This is a genomic window from uncultured Tenacibaculum sp. (assembly GCF_947499065.1).
In the GTDB taxonomy this organism is placed as follows: Bacteria; Bacteroidota; Bacteroidia; order Flavobacteriales; family Flavobacteriaceae; genus Polaribacter.
Genome location: NZ_CANMMT010000009.1, coordinates 54,828 through 78,972 on the forward strand (window position 1 = coordinate 54,828; position 24,145 = coordinate 78,972).

Here is a 24,145-nt window from a genome sequence, read left to right on the forward strand (position 1 = left end):
AAAATGTGTATTTAGATATAAAAATTAGATAAGGTATAAAACCTGTTTTTTTTGGTTAAAATAAAGGCGTGTGGTACGAAAATGTACTTTTTAGGTACGAATTTTATAGACTCAAAAGATTGTTTTTATAGCTTTTTGAAACAGGTAGTTCTATTTGTGTTACAAAAATAGCATTGGCGTCTTTCCAAGATTTAAAGTGTGTTGGATTGATTAAATGAGAACGATGAATTTGAATTAAGAAGTCAAAATCTGTTTGAATTTTTTTCAATGTACTTCTAATTAATTTCGTTTTTAATTCTTCATTTTCTAGATAAAAAATTTCTACATAATTCTGAGAGTTTGAAACACAAACTAATTCTGATTCTTTAATTTTTAGAAAATCTAACTTATTAGTTCCTTTAATAATGATTTCTTTTGTTCCCTCTTTAGGAATTAGTTTTAATACATACTTTCTTGCGATAATAATAATCGGCGTAATAATTAGAAAAATATTGATGCTTATTTTGAAAAAAAAGTCGGGAAAGTAGTAAATCCCTTTAATTATGGGGCTTCTATAAAATGTGTATGTAATTATAGTATACAAAGTATACATGATAAGGTACATGTAAACTTCATAAGATAATGACCACTTTTGTTCTTTACTAAATAGTTTTTTTTGAAGAATGCTTATTATAAAATAACTTATAAATAGGGCTAGACTAAATCCTGTACTTACTTTTAACCATATTTTTAAATCCATATAACCATGCTCAAAAGGTCTAGCAAAAATGCTAAACAGAAAGCCCCAAATAGTTAAAACTATGGCTATAATAGTATGATGTTCTACAGATGGATTTAATTTCATCAGATTGTTTTGGTAAAATTCAAAAATACATTTTCTCAGGAATTTAAAAACTGTAATGAGCTATTTTGTTGTAACGTTTTTATGAAAGGAAAGTATATCTGTTTAATCAATTAAAAATCTTACTATGATTAAATTACGATTTCAAAGAATAAAACAAGTATGATATTTAGCTTTTGCTTATTGGTAATATTCACAGTTTATAGTCAAAGCAATCATCTAGCCCAAAAAAGAGAAATAGCCTTAGATAATTATATAAATGAGGTTACTAAAAAATATGGAATTTCAGGAAGAGCAATTGCAATACTCAAAGATGGAAAAGTTATTTATAAAAAATACCAAGGAAAGTCTAATTTAGAATATAACATTCCTATTTCTGAACAATCGTTGTGTAGAATACATTCACTCTCTAAAATTTTTATTTTTAGTATTTCTGATCATCAAGAGACTTTGTAATTGAAGATTTCACTGTACCTGTGTGTAGTGTTGTTTTACTTTCAATAAGCATAATAAAACATTCTTTTTCTGAAGAAACACGATGATTAACACCTTTAGGAACTACATATAAATCCCCTTTATTCATCGTAAAACTTGGTTCGTTTTCAATTTCCATTAATAAAGAACCTTCTATAATGTAAAATAACTCATCTTCATTTTCATGATTGTGCCAAGGAATATCTTCTCCTTTAATTTTAGCAAGTTTAACAAATTGATCGTTTACTTCAGAAATTATTTTGGGAGAAAAGTAATTTTGGATGCTTTCAAAAGCATTATTTATGTTTATCATCAGAGTTTTATTTAGGTTTCAAAGGGTGTTTAAAGTTATTTTATATTAAAAAGACCACCAAATTTTATTTGATGATCTTTTCTATTAGCCTTCTTTTTTCCATAGTTATTTTCCCACTAAACTTTTTCCATAGCTTGTTGTTTTGCCTTTTTGAGTTTTTTCCAATATAAGTACCCAAATATTAATATTAAGTCAACACATATAAAGTTGCTAAGCATTGCAAAAGAAAATTCATCTTTTAATTCAGTAACAGAAATAGCAATAGCATTAAAATGATTGTTAGCTCCGTGTGCTAAAATTGCAATAAAGATTGAATATCTATTATAGCCTAAGTAAGCTATAATTAAAGAGAAAGCAATACATACTAAAGGATAGGTGACAAAAGCCTCTAAATAAGGATGATTTGGGAAATTGTATCCTTTTAAAGCAACTGGTAAATGCCAAAAAGCCCAAATAAGTCCTAGAATAACAACCCCTTTTATTTCGCCAAAAGCGTTAAATAACTTTTCTTGTAGGTAACCTCTCCATCCAATCTCTTCACCCATTACTAAAATACTGGTGGCTAAATAACCTAATCCAATTAATAAAATTATTTCTGTTGTACCTCCAAGAATAGACCAATCAGGAGTTAATCGATATCCTAACTCTAATTGACAATAAAATCCTATAGTTACATAGGTTAAGGGGATTAGTATAGCTAATAAGCTTCCTTTTAATGAAGGCTTAAAAAATTGTAGAGATTTCCAATTACCGCCATCTTTTTTATTAATTATGATGGCAACTATTGCCGGTAAAAAACCATATACCAATGAAAATAATGTTCTAAAAATAAGATTAGAAAAATCAAGGATATTTAAAAATAAGAATCCGATTCCCCAAGAAATTCCTAACAACCAAAGAGTATATTTTTTGGCTTTTTTAAGGTTCGTTTTTCGATACGTGTTAGTGTCAATTGTTGTGTTCATAATAATTGTTTACTCATTTAAATTTTGAGCAAAACAACTGATAAACAATACACAAATCGACTCATTAGATGCTATGAGACTTTTTTTCTAAACTTTTTTTGAATTGTAAAGGAGTTATTCCTTCTTGCTGTTTAAAAACTCTATTAAAAGTAGCTTTAGAGTTAAAGCCAGAATCAAATGCAATAGCCAATAAGGTTAAGTTTTTTGAAGTACCATTGCTAATACTTTTCTTGAAATGCTGAATTCGATAAGAATTTACATATTCATAAAAAGTAGTATTCAGTTCGGTATTTATGTAATAGGAAAGTTTTTTGTCGGTAGTTTCCAATAGTGAAGCAGTTTCTCTCAAAGAAAGATTTTGTTTCTTAAAAACTTGGTCTGTATCGAAAAGCTTTTCTAATTTTTCTTTTAATTCTGGAGAATTAGAAACTTTGCTTTTTTCTTTTTCTTCTGCTGGTACCTCAAGAATTTTCTCTTCTTTATTAAATTCTCTTTGCAATAAAAAGACTTGTGTTTGATTCAAACCATAATATCCAATATACCATATTAAGGCAGTTAAGAATAGGAGATTAAAAGCTAATACAAATTTTAAAGATGAATAAACAAGTAACAATCCACCCGAGATTCCATCAATAAGAACAAAAATAATCAGTCCATATAACCAAATAGACAGCCATTTTAAATCGATGTTTTTTATGTAAGAATAGTTTTCTTTAACCTTTTTTCTATTAGTTTTTAAAAGTTTAAAGCTTAGGAATAAATAATATATAAAATACCCATAACCCAAAAAAGGAATGATAAAACTTAGTAGAATAATATTGTTTTGATAATTACTGCTGAGGTTTGGTATAAAATACCTTGGAATACTAAATAATAAAAAGCCAATAAAAAAAGGAATCAAATTTTTAATAGTCTTTTTGGTATCAATTGCAGAATTGTATATAGATTTTATATAGTTAAATAGGAGGGGACCTAATGCTAATGGAACTATAGTTCCAATTGGTGTTATAAAAAAAGAGAGGTTTGTATATTCTAAATAATATGACGAGTAGGTTAGAAATAAAATTAATAAGCAAAAAAATATTCCAATTAGAATCTTGTTAGAAAAATGCTGATGTATACGTTTTAAAATTAAAACAATTAATAAAACACATAAACTAAAACCAGAATAAAAAAGGAAATTGAATAGCTCTTTCAAAAGTCAGGGATTTTATTTACAAAGATAAAAGACTCCGTTTATTTAATAACAGAAAACCCTATATGAATGTTCCCTGTTTCTTTATCTACAAACAATTCTCTTTGTTTTACTGTTCCATGACAAGTTGTTTTTGAGCAAAATAGAGAGCCACCAGCAAGTCTAACTAAATCACCTCTTTTAGTTTCGGTTATATCCCATACATTTCCTAAAATATTAACTTTGTTTACAGGAGATATAGGGAGTTCGTTTTCAGAAACAACCACTCTTTTATCCGTTTTAATTAATTCCCAGTATTCATCATAATTAGGCAATCGAGTACCAGACCATTTACAGTAGGCTATGGCATCGTTATAACTTACTTGAGTTACAGGTAAGTCTTTAGAATTTATGGTGTTTATACCATCAGGTTTTTTCCAGTTGGCGCCATCAACTTTTTTAAAATCATAAACATTTACTTGTACTATAGACCATCCGTATTTTTCAGCATCAGTTTTATAACCAGTTTGTTCTACAAATGTTGCAAATTGAGCATAACTTACAGGGGATAAATCATGATGATTTTTCTTACAAGAAAAAACTATGGATAAAGCTATAAAAGCTATGAGTTTGGTAAGGCTATTAAATTGTTTTATAAAGTACATTTTATGAATTAAGAGTCTTGAAAAATAAATATAAATAAAAAAGACCGCTAAAAACTAATTTAACGATCTTTAAACAAACAACTAAATTCTAAAACCTATAAAGTTATAGAAGCTTTTTAATAATAGTTTACCAGATAATAATTACATAATGAGATAAACTATTTTATTCTTTTTAGAAGCAATATTTATTTTCTGCTTTTAACTTTTCTGCAATTGTATTACGTAACTCAACAACGTTAGGATAGTTCGCATACTTTGTAAAACGCTTTAATCCCATTAACATCATACGTTGCTCATCACCTTCAGCAAAAGAAATAATTCCTTCTCTTCCGTTTTTAGTAATAATTTCTACAGCATTGTATAAGTATAATTTTGCCATTGCAATCTGTTCTTTTTGAGCTTCTTCACCAAAACGTTTTGCGTTTTTCTCAGTTCTCAAAATACCAGACTCTGCCATGTAAATTTCAATTAAGATATTAGATGCAGCAGTTAATAATTGTTGGTGTTGTTCTAATTCAGTTCCAAATTTTTGGATAGCAGCACCAGCAACCATTAAAAATACCTTCTTTAATTTTGCTATAATTTCTTTCTCTTCTGCAAACAACTCAGAATAATCTGGTGTGTCAAAAGATGGAATACCCATTAACTCTTCACCAACAGCCATAGCAGGATTTAATAAATCTACATGTCCCTTCATGGCTTTCTTAACTAACATTCCTACAGATAATAATCTGTTAATTTCGTTAGTTCCTTCATAAATACGAGCAATACGAGCATCTCTCCAAGCAGATTCCATTGGAGTTTCTTCAGAGAATCCCATACCTCCGTAAACTTGGATTCCTTCATCAGAACAGTTTTGAACGTCTTCAGAAACAGCTACTTTTAAAATTGAACATTCAATAGCGTATTCCTCAACACCTTTTAATTCTGCTTCTTGATGTGTGTTTCCTTCCGACTCACGGATAGCGATTCTATCTTCAATGTTTTTAGCAGCTCTATACGATGCAGACTCTCCAACATAAGCATTGGTAGCCATTTCAGCTAATTTCATTTTAATAGCTCCAAATTCAGAGATAGGAGTTTTAAATTGTTTACGTTCGTTAGCGTAGTTTACAGCATGATCAATAATTCTTCTTTGAGAATCTAAACAAGCAGCTGCTAATTTAATACGTCCAACGTTTAATGCGTTCATAGCGATTTTGAATCCACCACCACGAACTGATAACATATTTTCTACTGGTACTAATGTATCGTTAAAGAATACCTGACGAGTAGAAGAAGCACGGATACCTAATTTATGCTCTTCCTCACCTAAAGTAACTCCGTTAGGATTGTTTTTATCATATTCTAAGATAAAACCAGTAATGTTTTTATCATCTTCTATACGAGCAAAAACGATAAAGATTTCAGCAAAACCTGCATTGGAAATCCACATTTTTTGTCCGTTAATTTTATAATGTTTACCGTCTTCAGTTAATTCGGCAGTAGTTTTACCAGAATTAGCATCCGACCCAGCTCCTGGCTCAGTTAAACAGTAAGCTCCAAAACGCTCACCCATTGCTAAAGCAGGAACAAATTTTTGCTTTTGCTCTTCTGTACCATATAAAGTAATTGGCATTGTTCCAATACCTGTGTGTGCACCAAAAGCAGTACTAAAAGAACCAGTTCCACTTGAAATATAATCACAAGTTAACATAGTAGAAACAAATCCCATTCCTAATCCACCGTAAGCTTCAGGAACAGAAACACCTAAGAAACCTAATTCACCAGCTTTACGCATAGTTTCTTCAGTTAAGGCATAATCTTTCTTTTCAAAACGTTCTTTATGAGGAATGATTTCACGGTCGTTAAATTCTTTAACCGCTTCTTTCATCATATTTTGCTCTTCAGAAAAATCTTCTGGAGTGAATACATCTTCACAGTTTGTTTCCTTTACAAGGAATTGACCACCACGTAAAATATCTTTCTTTAATTCTGACATAATATTTTTAGATTTTAGTAATCAGTAGTGAGTATTGAGTTACTAACTACTTTTTTGATTTTAAATTTATTTTTTAGGAGTAGAGAAAAACCTCAATACTCATTACTTATATCTTATTCCTAGTTTAAAAATTCGAAAATACCAGCAGCACCTTGTCCAGTACCTACACACATAGTTACCATACCGTACTTTCCTTGCATGTTACGCTTACGCATTTCATCAAATAATTGAACTGATAATTTAGCTCCAGTACAACCTAATGGGTGTCCTAAAGCGATTGCTCCACCATTTACATTAATGATGTCTGCATCTAATCCTAATTCGCGAATTACTGCTAATGATTGAGAAGCAAATGCTTCGTTCAATTCTATTAAGCTAATATCTTCTTGTTTTAATCCAGCTTGTTTTAACGCCTTTGGAATAGCAGCAACTGGTCCAATTCCCATAATTCTTGGTGGAACACCAGCAGCAGCATAACTTACCATACGTGCTATTGGTTTTAGGTTTAATTCCTTAACCATATCTTCGCTCATAACCATAACAAAAGCAGCACCATCACTTGTTTGTGAAGAGTTACCCGCTGTAACACTACCACCAGCAGCAAATACTGGTTTTAAGCGCTCTAATCCAGCTATGTTTGATCCTTTACGTGGACCTTCATCTTTTGTTACTGTAAATTTTCTTGTAGCTCTTTTACCATTAGCATCTACATAAGTTTCTTCAACTTCAATAGGAACTATTTGGTCTTGGAAACGATTTTCTTCTTGAGCTTTTAACGCTTTTAAGTGAGAGTTTAAAGCAAACTCATCTTGATCTTTACGAGAAATGTTATATTTCTGAGCAACCTCTTCGGCTGTATTTCCCATTCCCCAGTAATAATCAGCATGACCATCAGCTACGATATCGTAGTTTAATTCTGGTTTAAACCCTGTCATAGGTACAGAACTCATACTTTCAGCTCCTCCAGCAATAATACAATCTGCCATTCCAGATTGAATCTTTGCTACTGCCATACCTATAGTTTCTAGTCCAGAAGAACAGAAACGGTTTACAGTTACTCCAGGAACATCTTCAGTTTTTAATCCCATTAAAGAAATTAAACGAGCCATGTTTAATCCTTGAGAACCTTCTGGCATTGCGTTACCAACGATAACATCGTCAATTCGTTTTTTATCGAACTCAGGTAACTGCTTCATCATATAATCGATTGTTTCAGCAGCTAACTCATCAGCTCTTTTAAATCTGAACGCACCTTTTTTAGATTTACCTACGGCGGTTCTATATCCTTTTACTATATATGCTGTTTTCATCTTTTAGTTTCTTAATGGTTTACCAGTTTTTAACATGTGTTGAATACGCTCTAACGTTTTACGTTCTGTCGCTAAGCTTAAGAATGCTTCACGTTCAAGGTTTAATAAATACTGTTCAGAAACTTTTGTTGGTTCTGATAAATCTCCACCAGCCATTACATAGGCTAATTTGTTTGCAATCTTTTGATCGTGCTCTGATATAAATCTACTTGCTTGCATAGAATCTGTAGCTACTAAAAATGCACCTAATGCTTGCTTTCCAAGTACTAATACATCATCTTTACGAGCAGCAGGTTGTGTATATCCAGCCTCAGCTAGTAACAATGCATGTTTCTTAGCTTCTGCAATTTGACGATCTCTATTTACAACAACTACATCTTTACCTTTTTCTAATAAACCTAAATCGAAAGCTTCATATGCTGAAGTTCCTACTTTAGCCATACCAATAGTTAAGAAATACTCTTGTAATACATTTAATTGTACATCTCCTTTACGGAAAGTGTCAGAGGCACGTAATGCCATTTCCTTAGAACCACCTCCACCAGGGATAACTCCAACTCCAAATTCTACTAACCCCATATAAGTTTCAGCAGCAGCAACAACTTTATCAGCGTGTAATGATAATTCACATCCACCACCTAAAGCCATACCATGAGGAGCAGCAACTGTAGGAATTGCAGAATAACGCATACGCATCATAGTATCTTGGAAATACTTGATAGCCATATTTAATTCGTCATATTCTTGCTCTACAGCCATCATAAAAATCATTCCAATATTAGCACCAACAGAGAAGTTTGCTCCTTGGTTACCAATTACTAATCCTTGGAAGTCTTTTTCAGCTAAATCAACTGCTTTGTTTAATCCCGCTAAAACATCTCCACCAATAGTGTTCATTTTAGATTGGAATTCACAGTTTAAGATACCATCTCCTAAATCTTCAATAACAACTCCTGAGTTTTTAAATACCTCATTTGTTTTACGAATATTATCTAAGATGATGAATGAATCTTGACCTGGTTTTTTAGTTTGAGCTTTTGCAGTTACATCATAGTAATAAGTAGCTCCTTCTTTAACTGTATAGAAAGATTTAGATCCTTTTGCAAGCATTTCAGTAACCCAAGCAGCTGGCTCTTTTCCTTCAGCTTTCATTAATTCGATACCTTTTTCTACACCTACAGCATCCCAAATTTCGAAAGGTCCATTTTCCCATCCGAAACCAGCTTTCATGGCATCGTCAATTTTATATAAATCGTCAGAGATTTCTGGAATTCTATTTTGAACGTATGCAAACATTGCTGCAAAGTTCTTACGGTAAAATTCACCCGCTTTATCTTTTCCACCAACTAATACTTTAAAACGATCAATTGGTTTATCTATAGTTTTTGTTAATTCTAACGTAGCAAACTTCGCACGTTTTTTAGCACGATATTCCATCGTATCTAAATCTAACGATAAGATTTCTTTCTTTCCTTCTGCGTTAACAGTTTTCTTGTAGAAACCTTGCTTAGTTTTACTTCCTAACCATTTATTTTCCATCATTGTATTGATGAAATCTGGTAACTTGAATAATTCGTGCGCTTCGTCGTTAGGACAGTTGTCGTAAATACCATTAGCAACGTGTACTAAAGTATCTAAACCAACAACATCAACAGTACGGAAAGTAGCAGACTTAGGACGTCCAATAACTGGTCCTGTTAATTTATCTACTTCTTCAATAGTTAATCCTAATTCTTTTACTTGGTGGAATAACGATTGGATTCCGAAAATACCAATTCTATTACCAATAAAAGCAGGAGTATCTTTAGCTAATACAGAAGTTTTTCCTAAGAATTTAGAACCGTAATCCATTAAGAAGTCAGTAACTTCTTGCTTACAGTTAGGTCCAGGAACAACTTCAAATAATTTTAAATAACGAGGAGGGTTAAAAAAGTGAGTTACAGCAAAGTGCTTTTGGAAATCTTCACTTCTTCCTTCATTCATAAATTTGATAGGAATACCCGAAGTATTTGATGAAATAATAGTACCAGGTTTACGGTACTTTTCTAATTTTTCAAAAACGATTTTTTTAATATCTAATCGCTCTACAACAACTTCCATAATCCAATCTACATCAGCAACTTTAGCGATATCATCTTCTAAGTTACCAGTAGTAATTCTACTAGCAAACTCTTTTTTGTAAATAGGAGATGGCTTCGATTTTAACGAAGCAGCTAAAGCATCATTAACCAAACGATTACGAACAGCTTTGTCTTCTAACGTTAATCCTTTTGCTTTTTCTTTGTCGTTAAGTTCTCTAGGAACAATGTCTAATAATAAGACTTCAACGCCAATGTTGGCAAAATGACATGCAATACCACTTCCCATAATACCAGAACCGATAATTGCTACTTTTTTAATTCTTCTTGTCATTTGTTTGTTGGTTTGTTTTATACAGCTTTTTTGTCAATATCATCATCGTATATTAACTTGTCTGTAATAAGTTTGTTTATTGTAGTTGTTACTTTAAAGAAGTTTTCTAATTCTTCTTCAGTAATATATTCTCTTACTTTATTGTTAAATTGATATACATGGCCTTTAGAAACTTCTCGCATTTCTTTACCATAATCGGTTAACTTAATAATAACACTTCTACCATCATTTGGGTTTTTTTCTCTACATATAACTCCTTTATCTTCCATCGTTTTTAATAAACGAGAAAGACTTGTAGGTTCCATTCCCATTAGAGGTCCTAATGCTGTAGAAGGTGTACCATTTTCAAAATCTATGTTCAATAAAACAAAAGCAGTGGCCATTGTACTATCGTGCTTTGCAGCTTGTTCGTTATACAATTTTGCAACAGCTTGCCAAGTAGCTCTTAATTGGTGATCTATTGATTTACTTTTATCCATCGTTGTCAAAGATATAAAAATTTATTATGCATGCATAGTATTTTGTAAAAAAGTTATGCGTGCATAGTAAAATTAACATACAGATAACGTAACGAAAGGCACTAAGGACTTACTAATTAGTAGTTTTAAATTGTATATGATGAAACGTATAATTGGTATTGATGTAGCTAGAGCATTGGCTGTAATAGGAATGATTATAGTTAATTTTAAAGTTGCGTTTGGAAATAATGGAAATCAGACATTAAAATACTTTACAAGTTTGTTTGAAGGAAAGGCTGCTGCTACTTTTGTGGTGTTAGCAGGAGTGGGACTGGCATTTATGTCTAACTCAAGTATTCAAAATAGAGATCAACAAAAGCTTCATAATGTTAGAAACAAAATTATAAAAAGAGCTATTTTTCTATTTATAATAGGTGTGGCGTATTTGCCTATTTGGATTGCCGATATTCTACATTTCTATGGAGTTTACATGCTTCTAACCGTATTATTCTTAACAGTAGATAAATCAAAAGTATTATTTGTTGCTGGAGCGATTATACTTTTGTATCCAGTTCTTATGCTATTCTTTGATTACGATATTGGCTGGGATTATAAAACATTTGAATATCATAATTTTTGGACACTATCCGGATTTACGAGGAATCTATTTTACAATGGTTTTCATCCAGTTATTCCTTGGGTATCTTTTATGTTAATTGGTCTTTGGTTTGGGAAACAGAATTTAGCAGATGAAAAATTTGTTAAGAAATCTATGATTGTAAGTATGTGTGTTTTTGTAATTACGGTGATTGTTTCTAAAATTCTACTTTATATATTTTCTGAAGGTAATACTGAAACCTTGAATGAGTTAAGTCAGGTTTTAGGAACGAGTCCTATGCCTCCTTTGCCGTTTTATATGATTGCTGGAAGTAGCTTTGCTATAGGAATAATCTCAATATGTATTTTAATTTCAAATAAATACAAAGAACATTTTATTATTCAGGTATTAAAAAGTACAGGTCAATTAGCCCTGACATTTTACGTAGCACATGTTGTTATAGGAATGGGAATAGTTGCTGTTTTAAATCCAGAAAATATGGGGAGTTATTCAATTACGTTCTCCTTTACCTATGCTTTATTGTTTAGTTTTTTATGTATGGTGTTTGCTTATTTGTGGACACAAAAAAAAGAACAAGGACCTTTGGAGTGGATAATTAGGAAATTAACTAATTAAAGTTCTTTACAATAAAAAAGAATTGTTCTGTGTAACAAAATGGAAAAGGAATATACTAATCTATATAAAATATGTAAGTTTGTCATTAGCTGTTCTTTGACAAACAGTAAGCAATTAATCAACTTTAAAATCTATGGATAATTTATTAGAAATTAATAATGTAGTAAAACGCTATGGGGAGTATACTGCATTAAACAATGTATCTATGCACATTCCTAAAGGAAGTGTTTTTGGTCTTTTAGGACCTAATGGTGCAGGAAAAACATCTTTGATTAGAATTATTAATCAAATAACAATGCCCGATAGTGGTGGCGTTATTTTAGATGGTGAAAAATTAGCTCCAAACCACATAGAGCACATTGGATACCTACCAGAAGAAAGAGGTTTGTACAAAAGTATGAAAGTTGGAGAGCAAGCTTTGTACTTAGCGCAGCTTAAAGGATTGAGTAAATCGGAAGCTAAAAAACGCTTAAAGTATTGGTTTGATAAGTTTGATATAGGAGCTTGGTGGGGTAAAAAAATAGAAGAGTTATCTAAAGGAATGGCTCAAAAAGTACAGTTTATAGTAACTGTTTTACACCAACCTAAATTATTAATTTTTGATGAGCCTTTCTCAGGGTTCGATCCTATCAATGCACAATTAATAGCAAAAGAAATTTTACAATTAAGAGACGAAGGAGCTACGATTATTTTTTCAACACACAGAATGGAAAGTGTTGAGGAAATGTGTGATTATATTGCTCTAATTAACAAGTCTAACAAAATATTAGATGGTAAATTAGATGATATAAAGAAAGAATTTAGAACTAATACTTTTCAAGTTGGTTTAAATACTTCAAACGGAAAAGAGGTAGAAGCGAAATTAAAAGAGAACTTTAAAGTATTACCTGCAGATTTCAGATTATTAAACGATGGTTTGAAGTTAAATGTAAAACTAACAGAAGGAAATACAGCAAACGATTTATTATCGTATTTAACAACACAAGGACAAGTACAACATTTTGTAGAATTAATACCAAGTGCCAACGATATCTTTATTGAGGCAGTAAATAAAAACAGTTAAGCTATGAGTAGATTAAAGTTAATTATAGAACGCGAGTTTATTGCTAAGGTTAGAAATAAATCATTCATAGTAATGACTTTCTTAAGTCCTTTACTAATGATTGGTATGGGAGCATTGGTGTTTTTCTTAATGAAGAAAAACGATGAGAAAGTTAAAAAAATCGTTTTTGTAGATGAGTCAGGATTGTTTGCAAAAGATGTATTTAAAGATTCAAAAACTGTAAAATATGAAGACTTTACAGCTTTAGGTCTCGAAGATTCTAAAAAGAAAGTTGAAGAAGGAGATTATTACGGAGCTTTATACATTCCTAAAAAAGATAGTTTAGAAATATTAGCAAACTCAATTGAGTTTTTCTCAAAAGATTCGCCTAGTATGACTATCATGGCAAGCTTAGAGAATAAAATAGAAAAGAAACTTAGAAACGAAAAGTTAAATAAGTTTGGAATAGATTTAGAACATATTAAAGCATCCAAAATTTCATCAGATATTAAGATGTTTAATTTCTCAGGAGAGAAGTCGTCTAAATTAATCAATGGATTAAAAATAGGAGTAGGAGCTATAGCAGGATATTTATTAATGATGTTTGTAATGATTTATGGAACATCTGTAATGCGTAGTGTTATTGAAGAGAAAACAAGTAGAATTATAGAAGTAATTGTTTCTTCAGTAAAACCTTTCCAGTTAATGCTAGGTAAAATTATAGGTAATGCTTCGGCAGGATTGTTACAATTCTTTATTTGGGGTATTTTATTCTTTATAGTAAGTTTAGTAGCATCTTCATTTTTTGGAATAGATATGATGGAAATGCAAACAGCAAAAGTATCGCCAGAACAAATGGAGGCTATGCAACAAGCAGCTGGAAGTAAAAGTGAAATGATTATTCAGGAAATATTTAGGTTACCATTATTAAAAATGTTCTTATTATTTATTTTCTATTTCTTAGGAGGTTATATGTTATACAGTTCATTATTTGCTGCTGTAGGAGCTGCTGTTGATAATGAAACAGACACGCAACAGTTTATGATGCCAATTATGTTGCCATTAATATTAGGAGTATATGTTGGTTTTGCAACTGTAATAAACGATCCTCATGGACCAGTTTCTGTGGTGTTCTCATATATACCATTTACATCGCCAATAGTAATGTTAATGCGTATTCCATTTGGAGTTGCTTGGTGGGAAATCGCAATTTCGATGTTGTTGTTAGTCGTTACGTTTGTCTTAATTGTATGGGTAGCAGCTAAGATTTATAGAGTAGGTATTTTAATGTATGGTAAGAAACCGAGCTATAAAGATTTATGGAAATGGATTAAATACAACGGATAAAAAACAAAATAGTAAAAAGCAGTTATCAGAAAAAGATAGCTGCTTTTTTTAACTAAAATTATATATTTACTACAAATATATTTTTGTGAAAGAACTAAATAAAATACTGAACTACACTTTTCAATTTAATAAAGAAATAGGTATAAGCGTAAAATCGATTCTAGTACTTATAGTTGTATTAATTTTAGCATCGTTCTTACTAAAGTATTTTAAAAGATTTGTAAAAAAAAGATTACAAACGGAGGATAAAAATAAGTTTGATACTGTTTTTTCTTTTGCAAGTTGGTTACTTTATATAATTATTTTTCTAACTACTTTAAACACCTCAGGAGTTAATGTAACAGCCATATTTGCAGCATCAGCAGCATTATTGATTGGTGTTGGTTTGGCATTACAAACCTTATTCCAAGACATCATTTCTGGTATTTTCATTATTGTTGATCAAAGTGTTCATGTAGGTGATATTATTGAAATTGATGGAAAAGTAGGTAGAGTAGAGGAAATAAAACTAAGAACCACCAGAGCAGTTACCATAGATAACAAAGTACTGGTAATACCCAATCATAAATATTTATCGAATAGTTTATATAATTGGACTCAAAATGGAACTACTACTCGTGAAAGTGTATCGGTAGGTGTGGCTTATGGAAGTGATGTTCAATTGGTAAAAGAACTGTTATTAAAAGCTGCTAACGAACATCCAAAAGTGTTTGAATATCCAGCGCCATTAGTTGTATTTGAAAACTTTGGAGACAGTGCATTAGAGTTTAAGTTGATTTTTACTTTAAATGATAGTTTTCAAGCATTAATTCCGCAAAGTGAAATTCGATTTAAAATAGATCAGTTGTTTAGAGAACATAATATTTCTATACCATTTCCGCAAAGAGATGTTCATATTATAAAGGAATAATATGAAGGTTAAGTTTTTAATTATTAGTTTTCTAGTTTTATATAGTTTTAACTATTGTTTTGGTCAGGAAAGAGATTCTATTTTTTTACAGATAAATAAAAAAGAGTTTAGTAAAATTGTTTTTATTAATAAGTCTGAGTTTTCGAAAAAGATAGACAAAGGATTTAAGTTTTCTGAAGATTATTATAATAACTATAAGGAGCAATCAATAAAAGATATCAGGGAAATAGCAAAAGAATACCCAAACTTAATTAAAGTTCATTCTAAAGATTCTATAGAAATAATAGGGTTAGATAGAAAGGAAGTAATTAAAAACTTTAAATCATTAACAAATGATAGGGATTTTGAATTTTTTAAATCTTATGCTATTGAAGGTAATTTGTTTTTTGTTGTTAACGGTTATGAAACATGGCATACAATTATACTAAACATAGATTCGTGTAAAGTTTTTGAACTTTCTAATAACCCAATGTTTTTAAATAAGAATGAATTGATTTCATTAAATCATTATTATGGGGATGATGAATTTGAGTACTATAATATTGAGAATAATAAATATTTTGGTTTTTCACTAAATGCAAGAGAAATAGAAAATTACTATATTTTAAATAAAGTAGCTTATTTTAAAGTGCTAAGGTTAGGAGAGAAACATGCTACTTATTTTAAAATTAATTTAAATGAGTTAACCGATTTAAAATAAATCAATTATTTAGAGAGTATAGTATTTGAATGCTATTTCCTGAAAGAAATATTCTATATTACAAAGGAGTAATTATGAAGAAATAAAACAGCTATGATATTAAATTTTTCATTTAAAAAAACATTAGGTATAGTTTTTGCCATATCAATTTTATTATATATGTTAATAGGATATAAATATGATTTTGAAGTCTCAACTTTCTTAAGCTTTTTATATTCATTTTTTATTTTAAGTGATTCTATAAGGTATCTTTTAAGACGAAAACAGTTAGTTGAAATAGGTGAGTTGGAACGTTTTCATAGAAAATATCTGGATTTAGTTTTTCTTTTATTGTTATTTTTTCTTCTATCAAAACTAGTAGAATGGTCAAGTTTTGTGAATTTGAGAGAGGATTTTAATGATAATTTTGTACTAGTAGTTTTTGCTCCTCAAATTATACAGTTTATAATTGGTGTATTTTCTAGAGAGATGGGTACATTTTTATATGTAACTGACAGAGGCATTTTATCAAGTATGGAGACTAAGGAATCATATCTTTGGGAAGATTTTAATAATTATAAAATAATTAAAAATCAAAAACTCTTTAGATTTGAAAAAAAGAATAATAAATACCTTTTCATTTCTTACGATGGAGAATATTTTGAAAACAATAGAAAAGAAATTCTGGAGATAATAAAACAAAATTTAAAAGAGGATGAGTAAAATATTAATCATAGAAGACGAAGCGGCAATCCGTAGAGTTTTAAAAAAAATCATTACAGAAGAGAATGATGCTTATGAAGTAGAGGAGGCTGAAGATGGTTTGGCTGGAATTGAAATGATTAAGAATAAAGATTACGATTTAGTATTGTGCGATATTAAAATGCCAAAAATGGATGGTGTTGAGGTATTAGAAAAAGCAAAAAAACTAAAACCAGAAACTGCAATGGTTATGATTTCTGGTCACGGTGATTTAGATACTGCTGTTAATACTATGCGTTTAGGTGCTTTTGATTATATATCGAAACCACCAGATTTAAATAGGTTATTAAATACAGTTCGTAATGCTTTAGATCGTACAGAGTTAGTTGTAGAGAACAAGCGCCTTAAAAAGAAGGTGAGTAAGAGCTACGAAATGATTGGTGAGAGTGATGAAATTACTCATATTAAAGATATTATTGAAAAAGTAGCCGCTACCGATGCACGTGTTTTAATTACAGGACCTAACGGAACTGGAAAAGAATTAGTTGCACACTGGTTGCACGAAAAATCAGATCGTTCAAAAGCACCAATGATTGAGGTAAACTGTGCTGCAATTCCATCGGAATTAATAGAAAGCGAATTATTTGGTCATGTAAAAGGATCATTTACAGGAGCTAATAAAGATAGGGCAGGTAAGTTTGAGGCAGCTAATGGAGGAACTATTTTCTTAGATGAGATAGGAGATATGAGTTTGTCAGCACAAGCAAAAGTATTACGTGCTTTACAAGAAAATAGAATTTCGAGAGTAGGTTCGGATAAGGATATTAAAGTAAATGTTAGAGTTGTAGCTGCAACCAACAAAGATTTAAAAAAGGAAATAGCTGAAGGACGTTTCCGTGAAGATTTATATCACCGTTTAGCAGTAATCTTAATCAAAGTTCCTGCTTTAAATGATAGAAGAGGCGATATTCCTTTATTGGTAAACTTCTTTGCCGATAAGATTTCTAAGGAACAAGGGATGCCTAAAAAGGAGTTTTCTAAAGAGGCAATAACATTATTACAAGAATACGATTGGACTGGAAATATCCGTGAGTTGAGAAACGTAGTAGAGCGTTTAATTATTTTAGGAGAAAAAACAGTTTCTAAAAACGATGTAAAATTGTTTGCTAGTAAATAGCTAAACAATAATGAATAAAAAAAGGTGATCGTTCAGATCACCTTTTTTTATTTAACAAACAAAATTCTATTTTACATCAAAACGATCAAGGTTCATTACCTTGGTCCAAGCTGCAATAAAATCGATTATAAATTTTTCTTTTGCGTCATCGGCAGCATATACTTCAGCAATGGCTCTTAGTTCAGTATTAGAACCAAAGATTAGATCGGCTCTAGTAGCTGAAAATTTCATGGCTCCCGTTCTTCTATCTCTACCAATAAATTCTTTGTCGCTAGAAGAAGCCGCTTTCCAAGTGTAGGTAAAGTCAAGAATGTTGGTGAAGAAATCGTTAGATAATGTTCCAACAGCATCCGTAAATACACCAAAGTCAGAACCATCATAGTTCGTACCTAAAACACGTAATCCACCAACCAATATGGTCATTTCAGGAATGGTTAACGTTAATAGGTTGGCTTTGTCAACTAATAGTTCTTCAGCAGCAACATTTAAATCACTTTTTATAAAGTTTCTAAAACCATCGGCTCTTGGCTCTAAATAGCCAAAAGAAACTACATCTGTTTGTTCTTGAGAAGCATCACCTCTTCCTGAAGTAAATGGTACAGTTACAGTATGTCCACCATTTTTAGCAGCTAATTCAATACCAACAGAACCGCCAAGTACAATTAAATCGGCAATAGAAACAGTTCCACTAAAGTCTTTTTGAATTCCTTCATAAACCGCTAAAACTTTAGCCAATTCAGCAGGATTGTTTACTTCCCAATCTTTTTGAGGAGTTAATCGAATACGTCCACCGTTGGCACCACCACGTTTGTCTGAACCTCTAAAAGTAGAAGCAGATGCCCATGCAGTAGTTACCATTTGTGAAATTGTTAATCCAGAAGCTTCAATGCTAGCTTTTAAAGTAGCTACTTCAGCATCAGATAAGGTATTTCCAGCAGGAATAGGGTCTTGCCAAATTAATTCTTCAGTAGGAACTTCAGGCCCTAAGTATAAGGCTACAGGTCCCATATCACGATGCGTTAATTTATACCAAGCTCTAGCAAAAGCATCTTCAAAAGCTTTGTGATCTTTATGGAAACGCTTTGATATTTCTAAATAAGCAGGATCCATTTTCAAAGCCATGTCGGCAGTAGTCATCATTAGAGCTTGCTTTCCGTTAGGATCACCTGCTTTTGGTGCCATTCGAGCATTCGACGCAGCGGTTGGTGTCCATTGATGTGCTCCGGCTGGACTTTTAGTCAATTCCCAATCGTAGTTCAATAGTACATCAAAATAATCGTGATCCCACTGTGTAGGATTTGGCGTCCAAGCTCCTTCAATACCACTAGTAATTGCATCATCTAAAACTCCTGTTCCAAAGCTGTTTTTCCAACCTGTACTCATTTCTTCTATAGCAGCTCCTGCTGGTTCTGCACCGACATAAGTATCTGGATTTGCAGCTCCGTGTGCTTTACCAAAGGTATGACCACCTGCTACCAAAGCAACCGTTTCTTCATCGTCCATTGCCATACGCCCAAAAGTTTCTCTAATATCAACACCAGAGGCAACAGGATCAGGTCTTCCGTTTGGACCTTCTGGATTTACATAAATAAGTCCCATGTGTACAGCTCCTAAATCGCTTTCCAAATTACCGTCTGCATATCGATCTTCATTACCCAACCATTCTGTTTCACTTCCCCAGTAAATATCTTGTTCTGGTTCCCATACATCTTCACGACCACCAGCAAAACCATAAGTTTTAAAGCCCATAGATTCTAAAGCACAGTTCCCTGCAAGAATCATTAAATCTGCCCAAGAAATTTTATTTCCATACTTTTTCTTTACAGGCCATAATAATAAACGTGCTTTATCTAAGTTTCCGTTATCTGGCCAACTATTTAAAGGAGCAAAACGTTGTGTTCCTGAACCTGCTCCTCCGCGACCGTCTCCAACACGATAAGTTCCCGCACTGTGCCAAGCCATACGAATCATAAATCCACCATAATGACCATAGTCGGCAGGCCACCAATCTTGCGAATCAGTCATTAAATCGATCAAATCTTTTTTAAGTGCATTATAGTCTATACTATTAAAGGCAGCAGCGTAATCAAAATCGGGATCCATAGGGTTCGATTTTGCAGCATTTTGCCTTAAAATATTTAACTTTAATTCGTTGGGCCACCAATCTCTATTTCGAGTTCCTCCTCCAGCAGTTTCTTTTTGAGTTCCTCCCATAAATGGACATTTTGTAATGTCTCCAGAAACCCCGTGTGCGTGTTTATCTTCCATAATATATTGTTTTGTAAGTTGTTGCACTCAAATTTACGATAAATCATTGAATAATTTTTATCTATATTTTTTATTTAATTATAAGTTAATGTTATTGTTGTGATTGTTTGTTTTTATGGTTAACGCCCTAAGTAATTGATTTTGTTTATGTAGCGAAGTGCAAAATTGTGGTTTTTTGGAGGCTGTTTTTGACTGTTTTTTACCACATCGAAAAAACCTATAGTGGAATAAAAAAATAAAGTTGTTTTTAAGCTTTTAAAGCTTGAAGAATAAAATATCTTTGCCGCTGTAAAAAAATTTTTAATCATTAAAATAATATAAAATGGCTACATTAGTTGGTAAGAAATTCCCAAATTTAAGCGTTGATGCAATGAACGAAATGGGAGATACTTTTAAGTTAAATGTTTTAGAAGAAGCAGCAAACAACAAGAAGAAAGTATTATTATTCTGGTACCCAAAAGATTTTACTTTTGTTTGTCCTACTGAATTACACGCTTTCCAAGCAGCTTTAGGTGAGTTTGAGAAAAGAAACACTATGGTAATTGGAGCTTCTTGTGATACTCCTGAAGTACACTTTGCTTGGTTAAACCAATCTAAAGATAACGGAGGAATTGAAGGTGTTACTTATCCTTTATTAGCAGATAGCAACCGTAACTTATCTTCAATCTTAGGTATTTTAGATATTACTAATGAAGTATTTGACGAAGCTACTCAAACTGTACAAGTTGAAGGTGATAACGTTACTTATAGAGCTACTTATTTAATTGACGAAGAAGGAACTGTATTTCACGAAGGTGTAAACCACATGCCAGTTGGTCGTAACGTAAACGAGTTTTTACGTTTAATCGATGCTTACACTCACGTACAAGAAAAAGGTGAGGTTTGTCCAGCAAACTGGGAAGAAGGTAAAGAAGCAATGCAACCTAACGCCAAAGCTACTGCAGAATATTTAGCTGTAAACTAATATAATAATAAAAGAAAGGAATCAAGTTCGTGTGAGATAAGTGAAGGGGTCGAGCACGAGCTCCTTTCGGAAACAATATAAACTATGGTACAAGAATTAAGTCAAGATAATTTAACAGAAATCGTTTCAAGCAACTCAAAAGTAGTAGTACAATTTTCGGCTACTTGGTGTGGTAACTGCCGTATTATGAAGCCAAAATTTAAAAAGTTATCTTCTGAAAATGAAGACACTGCTTTTGTAATTGTTGATGCTGAAAAGTTTCCTGAAAGTAGAAAGTTAGCAGATGTAAGTAACTTACCAACGTTTGCAACTTTTGTAGATGGTAAATTTGTAAACCAAGTTCAAACGAACAAGTTTGATGTTTTAAAAGACTTGGTAAACGAAGTAGTAGCATAATAAAACGTCATTACGAACGTAGTGAAGTAATCTTTTTTAAACTAACAGATTGCCACAGCAAATTCTATTTGCTTCGCAATGACAAAATAATAATATGAAATTACCAGTTATTAAACACTTAACTTCTTTTATTGAAGAAAACGACCAAGATTACGTACTAGAAACGATTGAAACTTTAGAAGCTTTAACTGAAGTTCCTTCTTTAAAAGATGAGGAGTTAGACGTTATAGGTGAGTTAATATCGAATATGTACGGTGCTATTGAGGTTGATAAAATGGTAAAAGATGGTACCCCTAAAAAAGAAGCGTTGAATAATTTTATGAAACGTGTTTTAGGATCAATTGATAAATAGTTTAAACCTATACTATATAAAAATCCCGAGTATGATACTCGGGATTTTTTGTTTACAGTTGTTGTAGATGAATTATTAGTATTGCTTTAATACTTGAAATTCATCGTAAGTTAACAACCATTCCCCATTTACCTTTTCCCACTTTTCTAGGTAAATTTTTCCTTCTCCAATATTCATGCTCCATTGTGATGATAAGGTAGCACTGTTGGCTGTTTTAGCTGTAAATATTGGATTGTTATATATTAAGTTCTTAGCACCTTTGGCTATTAATTGTGTCCAAAATCCTTGAATGTCTTTTTTAGCGTTTAATGATGCAAATGGTACTGCATTCATAGTTGCTTTTTCTGAATATCCATTACCGCATACAGCTCCTTTTCCTGCATTGAATCCTTGAATCCATTGTATCGATGCTTTAATTACTTCTTCTAATGCTATATGACTTGCTACTGGATTTGTTTTATTTTCTTGTGGTGTTTTAAATTTCTCTAAAACCTCAAAGTTATCGTAGCTTAGTAACCATTTTCCTTCTTTTTTCACCCATTTTTCTTGATAAATAATTCCTCTACCTACATTCATACTCCAGTTTGCCGATAAGAATGCTGTTGTTTTATTAGCTACTTCTATTTGTACATTGGTATAAATTAAATTGGTAGCTCCCGATTGTATAAAAGGCGTCCAAAATTCTGAAATTTCTTTTTTCCCTTTTTTAACTCCAAACGGTTGGGCATTCATTACCGCATTTTGTGTATAACCATTTACACATGCTTTTGCATTTCCTTTGTTAAAGTTGGTAATCCATTCTTTGCTTGCCTTTAATACTTCTAAGGCTACTTTATGTTGTGCAGTTGGTTTGTATGCTGAAAATGCTTGGGTGTTTTGTCCAAAAGTTAAGGCGCTTACTCCTAATAATACCGTAAGTATTCTTGCTCTTAAATTTCTCATATCGATTGTGTTTTATATCCGATACAAAGAAAAATAGATTGCAGGCGGCATACCTGTGCCTTTTGTCACAAGCTTAGGAATTATTTAGTAAAACAATTTCTTTTTGTCCTAAATGGAGTTGTTTATTTTTTTCTAACTTCTTTAATAAGCGGGAAATAACTTCTCGTGTAGTTCCTAATTCTCTGGCTAACTCTTGGTGTGATTTTTTTACAATATTGTTATCTGCCTTTGCAAGGAGATAATCGAACAAACGATCTTTTAAGGGTTGGAAGGCTAAGTTGGCATACTGATTTATTAAGTGATTGTAGCTTTCTCTAAATGTTTTGGTAGTAAATGTGTTCCAGGATTTGTATTTAAAATTCCAATCTCTTACAAATCGCACTGGAATGTTTATGAGGGTACATTCTTCTTCTACAATAGCATTTACAGTACTTTTACAATCTTCAAAGCAAGCTGAAAGCGATAGGGTACAGGCTTCCATAGCATTTAAATAGTAGATAAGAATTTCTCTGTCTTCATTTTCTTGGTATACTCGTACTTTTCCTTTCAATACAATTTTTAATACTTTTATGTATTGATTGTTTTTAATGATGAATTCTCCTTTTTGATGCGTGCTTATACTAGCAATTTCTCGAAGTTCGTTTTGTAATGTTTCTTCTGTTATTCCTAATTGATTTATAAAATTCTCTATCATTTATTTTTATCTACCTAACTGCAAAATTAGATAAAATTGCTTTCAGTTTTTTATTTTACTGCTATCTTATTACTAATGTTATAGAGCATAATGTAGCTGTCAGTTTAGAGTCTTATTGGTATGGACCTTACTATCTTGGTTTCTTGTAATTGGAGTATATTCTATTAAGAAAGTTTAGCAATTTGTCCAAGGATATGCACATTGATACTTTCTTTCAAGCCAACCAATAATTTCTTTTCCTTTATATATAAATTTTAGCTTAGCCCATGTTCCTGAAACAGCAATTAATTCTGTTGATAAATAGTCAGTAGCAGTGAAAACTACTTTTGATTTTTTATCTGGGTTTTCATAAAAATTCATTTTGATTCCTGAGTCTGGCCCTAAATCGGGTAGAAAAATCTTCATGTCTTTTGCTAATACCCACTTATTTTTAAATTTTCCAATATTATTATTTAATTCATGATTTTCACAACCAGGTAGAACAATGATATTTTCAATTTTTAGCCAACCTTTTTTTGAATCGGATATAGCGAACTTATACCAACAATGAAGCTTGTTTAAAGGAGGGAGTTTTGCTATTTTTTTTCCATTAAAATTATCATAAAGAACTATAGGTTCTTTATTTTTATGAGGATAAAAGCATTCAACAAAGTTACGAAAGAATATTTCTGTACGTTTTTGAGCTGTGAGATTTAATGAATTGAATATTATTAATAGTACTATTATCTTTTTCATATGTTGATTAATCTTGTTATAACGGTTTCGGCTATGGGTAGTTGCGTGGAGTAGTACTTAACTTTGTAAGTACACATCAAACTGAAAATCTGCGAGAATTTTCAGAATTA

The 24,145-nt window shown here is 31.6% G+C and carries 25 protein-coding genes and 1 pseudogene; 11 read left to right on the forward strand and 15 right to left on the reverse strand.

Annotated elements, in window-relative coordinates:
• Positions 1-103 precede the first annotated feature (103 nt).
• A complete protein-coding gene (locus tag Q0958_RS15750) occupies positions 104-844 on the reverse strand; it encodes a LytTR family DNA-binding domain-containing protein (protein ID WP_299124758.1) in 741 nt (246 codons plus the stop codon).
• Between the two features lie 159 nt (positions 845-1,003).
• On the opposite strand from Q0958_RS15750, the gene Q0958_RS15755 reads away from it, so the two are divergent.
• Complete coding sequence (locus tag Q0958_RS15755; protein ID WP_299124760.1) at positions 1,004-1,297, forward strand: serine hydrolase domain-containing protein; 294 nt, start codon at positions 1,004-1,006, stop codon at positions 1,295-1,297.
• Here Q0958_RS15755 and Q0958_RS15760 read toward each other — a convergent pair.
• The 10 genes and pseudogenes from Q0958_RS15760 to Q0958_RS15795 form a co-directional block, all read right to left on the reverse strand.
• The gene (locus Q0958_RS15760; RefSeq protein WP_175578748.1) at positions 1,266-1,628 is read right to left on the reverse strand and encodes a cupin domain-containing protein; all 363 of its coding nucleotides are present in this window, start codon (positions 1,626-1,628) and stop codon (positions 1,266-1,268) included. The genes Q0958_RS15755 and Q0958_RS15760 overlap by 32 nt on opposite strands.
• A gap of 116 nt (positions 1,629-1,744) precedes the next feature.
• Positions 1,745-2,593, reverse strand: a complete 849-nt coding sequence (locus tag Q0958_RS15765; RefSeq protein WP_299124764.1) for a type II CAAX endopeptidase family protein — start codon at positions 2,591-2,593, stop codon at positions 1,745-1,747.
• A gap of 64 nt (positions 2,594-2,657) precedes the next feature.
• Entirely contained in the window at positions 2,658-3,791 is a 1,134-nt protein-coding gene (locus Q0958_RS15770) for a helix-turn-helix domain-containing protein (protein WP_299124767.1), read from the reverse strand.
• A 38-nt stretch (positions 3,792-3,829) separates the two neighbouring features.
• Complete coding sequence (locus Q0958_RS15775) at positions 3,830-4,432, reverse strand: SUMF1/EgtB/PvdO family nonheme iron enzyme (RefSeq protein ID WP_299124769.1); 603 nt, start codon at positions 4,430-4,432, stop codon at positions 3,830-3,832.
• A gap of 172 nt (positions 4,433-4,604) precedes the next feature.
• Positions 4,605-6,413, reverse strand: coding sequence for an acyl-CoA dehydrogenase family protein (locus Q0958_RS15780; RefSeq protein ID WP_150900857.1), 1,809 nt, complete (start codon positions 6,411-6,413; stop codon positions 4,605-4,607).
• A gap of 119 nt (positions 6,414-6,532) precedes the next feature.
• On the reverse strand, positions 6,533-7,723 hold the full coding sequence (locus tag Q0958_RS15785) for an acetyl-CoA C-acyltransferase (protein WP_150900858.1): 1,191 nt from the start codon (positions 7,721-7,723) through the stop codon (positions 6,533-6,535).
• A gap of 3 nt (positions 7,724-7,726) precedes the next feature.
• Entirely contained in the window at positions 7,727-8,953 is a 1,227-nt protein-coding gene (locus Q0958_RS18950; protein ID WP_366140163.1) for an enoyl-CoA hydratase/isomerase family protein, read from the reverse strand.
• Positions 8,950-9,066, reverse strand: a complete 117-nt coding sequence (locus Q0958_RS18955) for a hypothetical protein (RefSeq protein WP_366140165.1) — start codon at positions 9,064-9,066, stop codon at positions 8,950-8,952. Before Q0958_RS18955 ends, Q0958_RS18950 begins: the two co-directional genes overlap by 4 nt.
• A 160-nt stretch (positions 9,067-9,226) precedes the next feature.
• Positions 9,227-10,135, reverse strand: a pseudogene (locus Q0958_RS18960) (3-hydroxyacyl-CoA dehydrogenase family protein); the annotation flags it as partial.
• A gap of 17 nt (positions 10,136-10,152) precedes the next feature.
• Positions 10,153-10,614 (reverse strand): MarR family transcriptional regulator, encoded by a 462-nt coding sequence (locus Q0958_RS15795; protein WP_272150164.1) that lies wholly within the window; start codon positions 10,612-10,614, stop codon positions 10,153-10,155.
• A 139-nt stretch (positions 10,615-10,753) separates the two neighbouring features.
• Here Q0958_RS15795 and Q0958_RS15800 point away from each other — a divergent pair, with 139 nt between their 5' ends.
• The 7 genes from Q0958_RS15800 (at position 10,754) to Q0958_RS15830 (ending at position 17,684) form a co-directional block, all read left to right on the forward strand.
• The gene (locus Q0958_RS15800; protein ID WP_299124777.1) at positions 10,754-11,827 is read left to right on the forward strand and encodes a heparan-alpha-glucosaminide N-acetyltransferase domain-containing protein; all 1,074 of its coding nucleotides are present in this window, start codon (positions 10,754-10,756) and stop codon (positions 11,825-11,827) included.
• Positions 11,828-11,960: 133 nt separating this feature from the next.
• Complete coding sequence (locus Q0958_RS15805) at positions 11,961-12,890, forward strand: ABC transporter ATP-binding protein (RefSeq protein ID WP_235276000.1); 930 nt, start codon at positions 11,961-11,963, stop codon at positions 12,888-12,890.
• A 3-nt stretch (positions 12,891-12,893) separates the two neighbouring features.
• A complete protein-coding gene (locus tag Q0958_RS15810; protein WP_299124780.1) occupies positions 12,894-14,216 on the forward strand; it encodes an ABC transporter permease in 1,323 nt (440 codons plus the stop codon).
• 85 nt (positions 14,217-14,301) lie between these two features.
• Positions 14,302-15,126, forward strand: coding sequence for a mechanosensitive ion channel domain-containing protein (locus Q0958_RS15815; protein ID WP_299124781.1), 825 nt, complete (start codon positions 14,302-14,304; stop codon positions 15,124-15,126).
• Between the two features lies 1 nt (position 15,127).
• Positions 15,128-15,826, forward strand: a complete 699-nt coding sequence (locus Q0958_RS15820) for a hypothetical protein (protein WP_299124784.1) — start codon at positions 15,128-15,130, stop codon at positions 15,824-15,826.
• 93 nt (positions 15,827-15,919) lie between these two features.
• Positions 15,920-16,528 carry a hypothetical protein gene (locus Q0958_RS15825; RefSeq protein WP_299124786.1) on the forward strand — a complete coding sequence of 203 codons (609 nt, stop codon included), beginning with the start codon at positions 15,920-15,922 and terminating at the stop codon, positions 16,526-16,528.
• On the forward strand, positions 16,521-17,684 hold the full coding sequence (locus tag Q0958_RS15830) for a sigma-54 dependent transcriptional regulator (protein ID WP_150900868.1): 1,164 nt from the start codon (positions 16,521-16,523) through the stop codon (positions 17,682-17,684). The genes Q0958_RS15825 and Q0958_RS15830 overlap by 8 nt, the downstream gene beginning before the upstream one ends.
• A gap of 66 nt (positions 17,685-17,750) precedes the next feature.
• Here the strand turns inward: Q0958_RS15830 and katG are convergent, their stop codons facing one another.
• Positions 17,751-19,952, reverse strand: a complete 2,202-nt coding sequence (gene katG / locus Q0958_RS15835) for a catalase/peroxidase HPI (RefSeq protein ID WP_299124789.1) — start codon at positions 19,950-19,952, stop codon at positions 17,751-17,753.
• A 322-nt stretch (positions 19,953-20,274) separates the two neighbouring features.
• Between katG and Q0958_RS15840 the strand changes: the two genes are divergently transcribed.
• The 3 genes from Q0958_RS15840 (at position 20,275) to Q0958_RS15850 (ending at position 21,664) form a co-directional block, all read left to right on the forward strand.
• On the forward strand, positions 20,275-20,916 hold the full coding sequence (locus Q0958_RS15840) for a peroxiredoxin (protein WP_150900870.1): 642 nt from the start codon (positions 20,275-20,277) through the stop codon (positions 20,914-20,916).
• Positions 20,917-21,000: 84 nt separating this feature from the next.
• The gene (locus Q0958_RS15845; protein WP_150900871.1) at positions 21,001-21,312 is read left to right on the forward strand and encodes a thioredoxin family protein; all 312 of its coding nucleotides are present in this window, start codon (positions 21,001-21,003) and stop codon (positions 21,310-21,312) included.
• Between the two features lie 94 nt (positions 21,313-21,406).
• Complete coding sequence (locus tag Q0958_RS15850; protein ID WP_150900872.1) at positions 21,407-21,664, forward strand: hypothetical protein; 258 nt, start codon at positions 21,407-21,409, stop codon at positions 21,662-21,664.
• A gap of 75 nt (positions 21,665-21,739) precedes the next feature.
• Here Q0958_RS15850 and Q0958_RS15855 read toward each other — a convergent pair whose 3' ends face one another.
• The 3 genes from Q0958_RS15855 to Q0958_RS15865 form a co-directional block, all read right to left on the reverse strand.
• Positions 21,740-22,606, reverse strand: coding sequence for a hypothetical protein (locus Q0958_RS15855; protein ID WP_299124794.1), 867 nt, complete (start codon positions 22,604-22,606; stop codon positions 21,740-21,742).
• A gap of 73 nt (positions 22,607-22,679) precedes the next feature.
• A complete protein-coding gene (locus Q0958_RS15860) occupies positions 22,680-23,300 on the reverse strand; it encodes a Crp/Fnr family transcriptional regulator (protein ID WP_299124796.1) in 621 nt (206 codons plus the stop codon).
• Between the two features lie 174 nt (positions 23,301-23,474).
• Positions 23,475-24,035: a hypothetical protein gene (locus tag Q0958_RS15865; protein ID WP_299124798.1), complete on the reverse strand. Its 561-nt coding sequence runs from the start codon at positions 24,033-24,035 to the stop codon at positions 23,475-23,477.
• Between the last annotated feature and the right edge of the window lie 110 nt (positions 24,036-24,145).

What these genes read in the sequence shown, in the direction of transcription:
- Q0958_RS15750 (WP_299124758.1), bottom strand. Translation starts at nt 844, where the DNA reads ATGAAATTAAATCCATCTGTAGAACATCATACTATTATAGCCATAGTT.
- Q0958_RS15755 (WP_299124760.1), top strand. Translation starts at nt 1,004, where the DNA reads ATGATATTTAGCTTTTGCTTATTGGTAATATTCACAGTTTATAGTCAA.
- Q0958_RS15760 (WP_175578748.1), bottom strand. Translation starts at nt 1,628, where the DNA reads ATGATAAACATAAATAATGCTTTTGAAAGCATCCAAAATTACTTTTCT.
- Q0958_RS15765 (WP_299124764.1), bottom strand. Translation starts at nt 2,593, where the DNA reads ATGAACACAACAATTGACACTAACACGTATCGAAAAACGAACCTTAAA.
- Q0958_RS15775 (WP_299124769.1), bottom strand. Translation starts at nt 4,432, where the DNA reads ATGTACTTTATAAAACAATTTAATAGCCTTACCAAACTCATAGCTTTT.
- Q0958_RS15780 (WP_150900857.1), bottom strand. Translation starts at nt 6,413, where the DNA reads ATGTCAGAATTAAAGAAAGATATTTTACGTGGTGGTCAATTCCTTGTA.
- Q0958_RS15785 (WP_150900858.1), bottom strand. Translation starts at nt 7,723, where the DNA reads ATGAAAACAGCATATATAGTAAAAGGATATAGAACCGCCGTAGGTAAA.
- Q0958_RS18950 (WP_366140163.1), bottom strand. Translation starts at nt 8,953, where the DNA reads ATGAAAGCTGGTTTCGGATGGGAAAATGGACCTTTCGAAATTTGGGAT.
- Q0958_RS15795 (WP_272150164.1), bottom strand. Translation starts at nt 10,614, where the DNA reads ATGGATAAAAGTAAATCAATAGATCACCAATTAAGAGCTACTTGGCAA.
- Q0958_RS15800 (WP_299124777.1), top strand. Translation starts at nt 10,754, where the DNA reads ATGAAACGTATAATTGGTATTGATGTAGCTAGAGCATTGGCTGTAATA.
- Q0958_RS15805 (WP_235276000.1), top strand. Translation starts at nt 11,961, where the DNA reads ATGGATAATTTATTAGAAATTAATAATGTAGTAAAACGCTATGGGGAG.
- Q0958_RS15810 (WP_299124780.1), top strand. Translation starts at nt 12,894, where the DNA reads ATGAGTAGATTAAAGTTAATTATAGAACGCGAGTTTATTGCTAAGGTT.
- Q0958_RS15820 (WP_299124784.1), top strand. Translation starts at nt 15,128, where the DNA reads ATGAAGGTTAAGTTTTTAATTATTAGTTTTCTAGTTTTATATAGTTTT.
- Q0958_RS15825 (WP_299124786.1), top strand. Translation starts at nt 15,920, where the DNA reads ATGATATTAAATTTTTCATTTAAAAAAACATTAGGTATAGTTTTTGCC.
- Q0958_RS15830 (WP_150900868.1), top strand. Translation starts at nt 16,521, where the DNA reads ATGAGTAAAATATTAATCATAGAAGACGAAGCGGCAATCCGTAGAGTT.
- katG (WP_299124789.1), bottom strand. Translation starts at nt 19,952, where the DNA reads ATGGAAGATAAACACGCACACGGGGTTTCTGGAGACATTACAAAATGT.
- Q0958_RS15840 (WP_150900870.1), top strand. Translation starts at nt 20,275, where the DNA reads ATGGCTACATTAGTTGGTAAGAAATTCCCAAATTTAAGCGTTGATGCA.
- Q0958_RS15845 (WP_150900871.1), top strand. Translation starts at nt 21,001, where the DNA reads ATGGTACAAGAATTAAGTCAAGATAATTTAACAGAAATCGTTTCAAGC.
- Q0958_RS15850 (WP_150900872.1), top strand. Translation starts at nt 21,407, where the DNA reads ATGAAATTACCAGTTATTAAACACTTAACTTCTTTTATTGAAGAAAAC.
- Q0958_RS15855 (WP_299124794.1), bottom strand. Translation starts at nt 22,606, where the DNA reads ATGAGAAATTTAAGAGCAAGAATACTTACGGTATTATTAGGAGTAAGC.
- Q0958_RS15860 (WP_299124796.1), bottom strand. Translation starts at nt 23,300, where the DNA reads ATGATAGAGAATTTTATAAATCAATTAGGAATAACAGAAGAAACATTA.
- Q0958_RS15865 (WP_299124798.1), bottom strand. Translation starts at nt 24,035, where the DNA reads ATGAAAAAGATAATAGTACTATTAATAATATTCAATTCATTAAATCTC.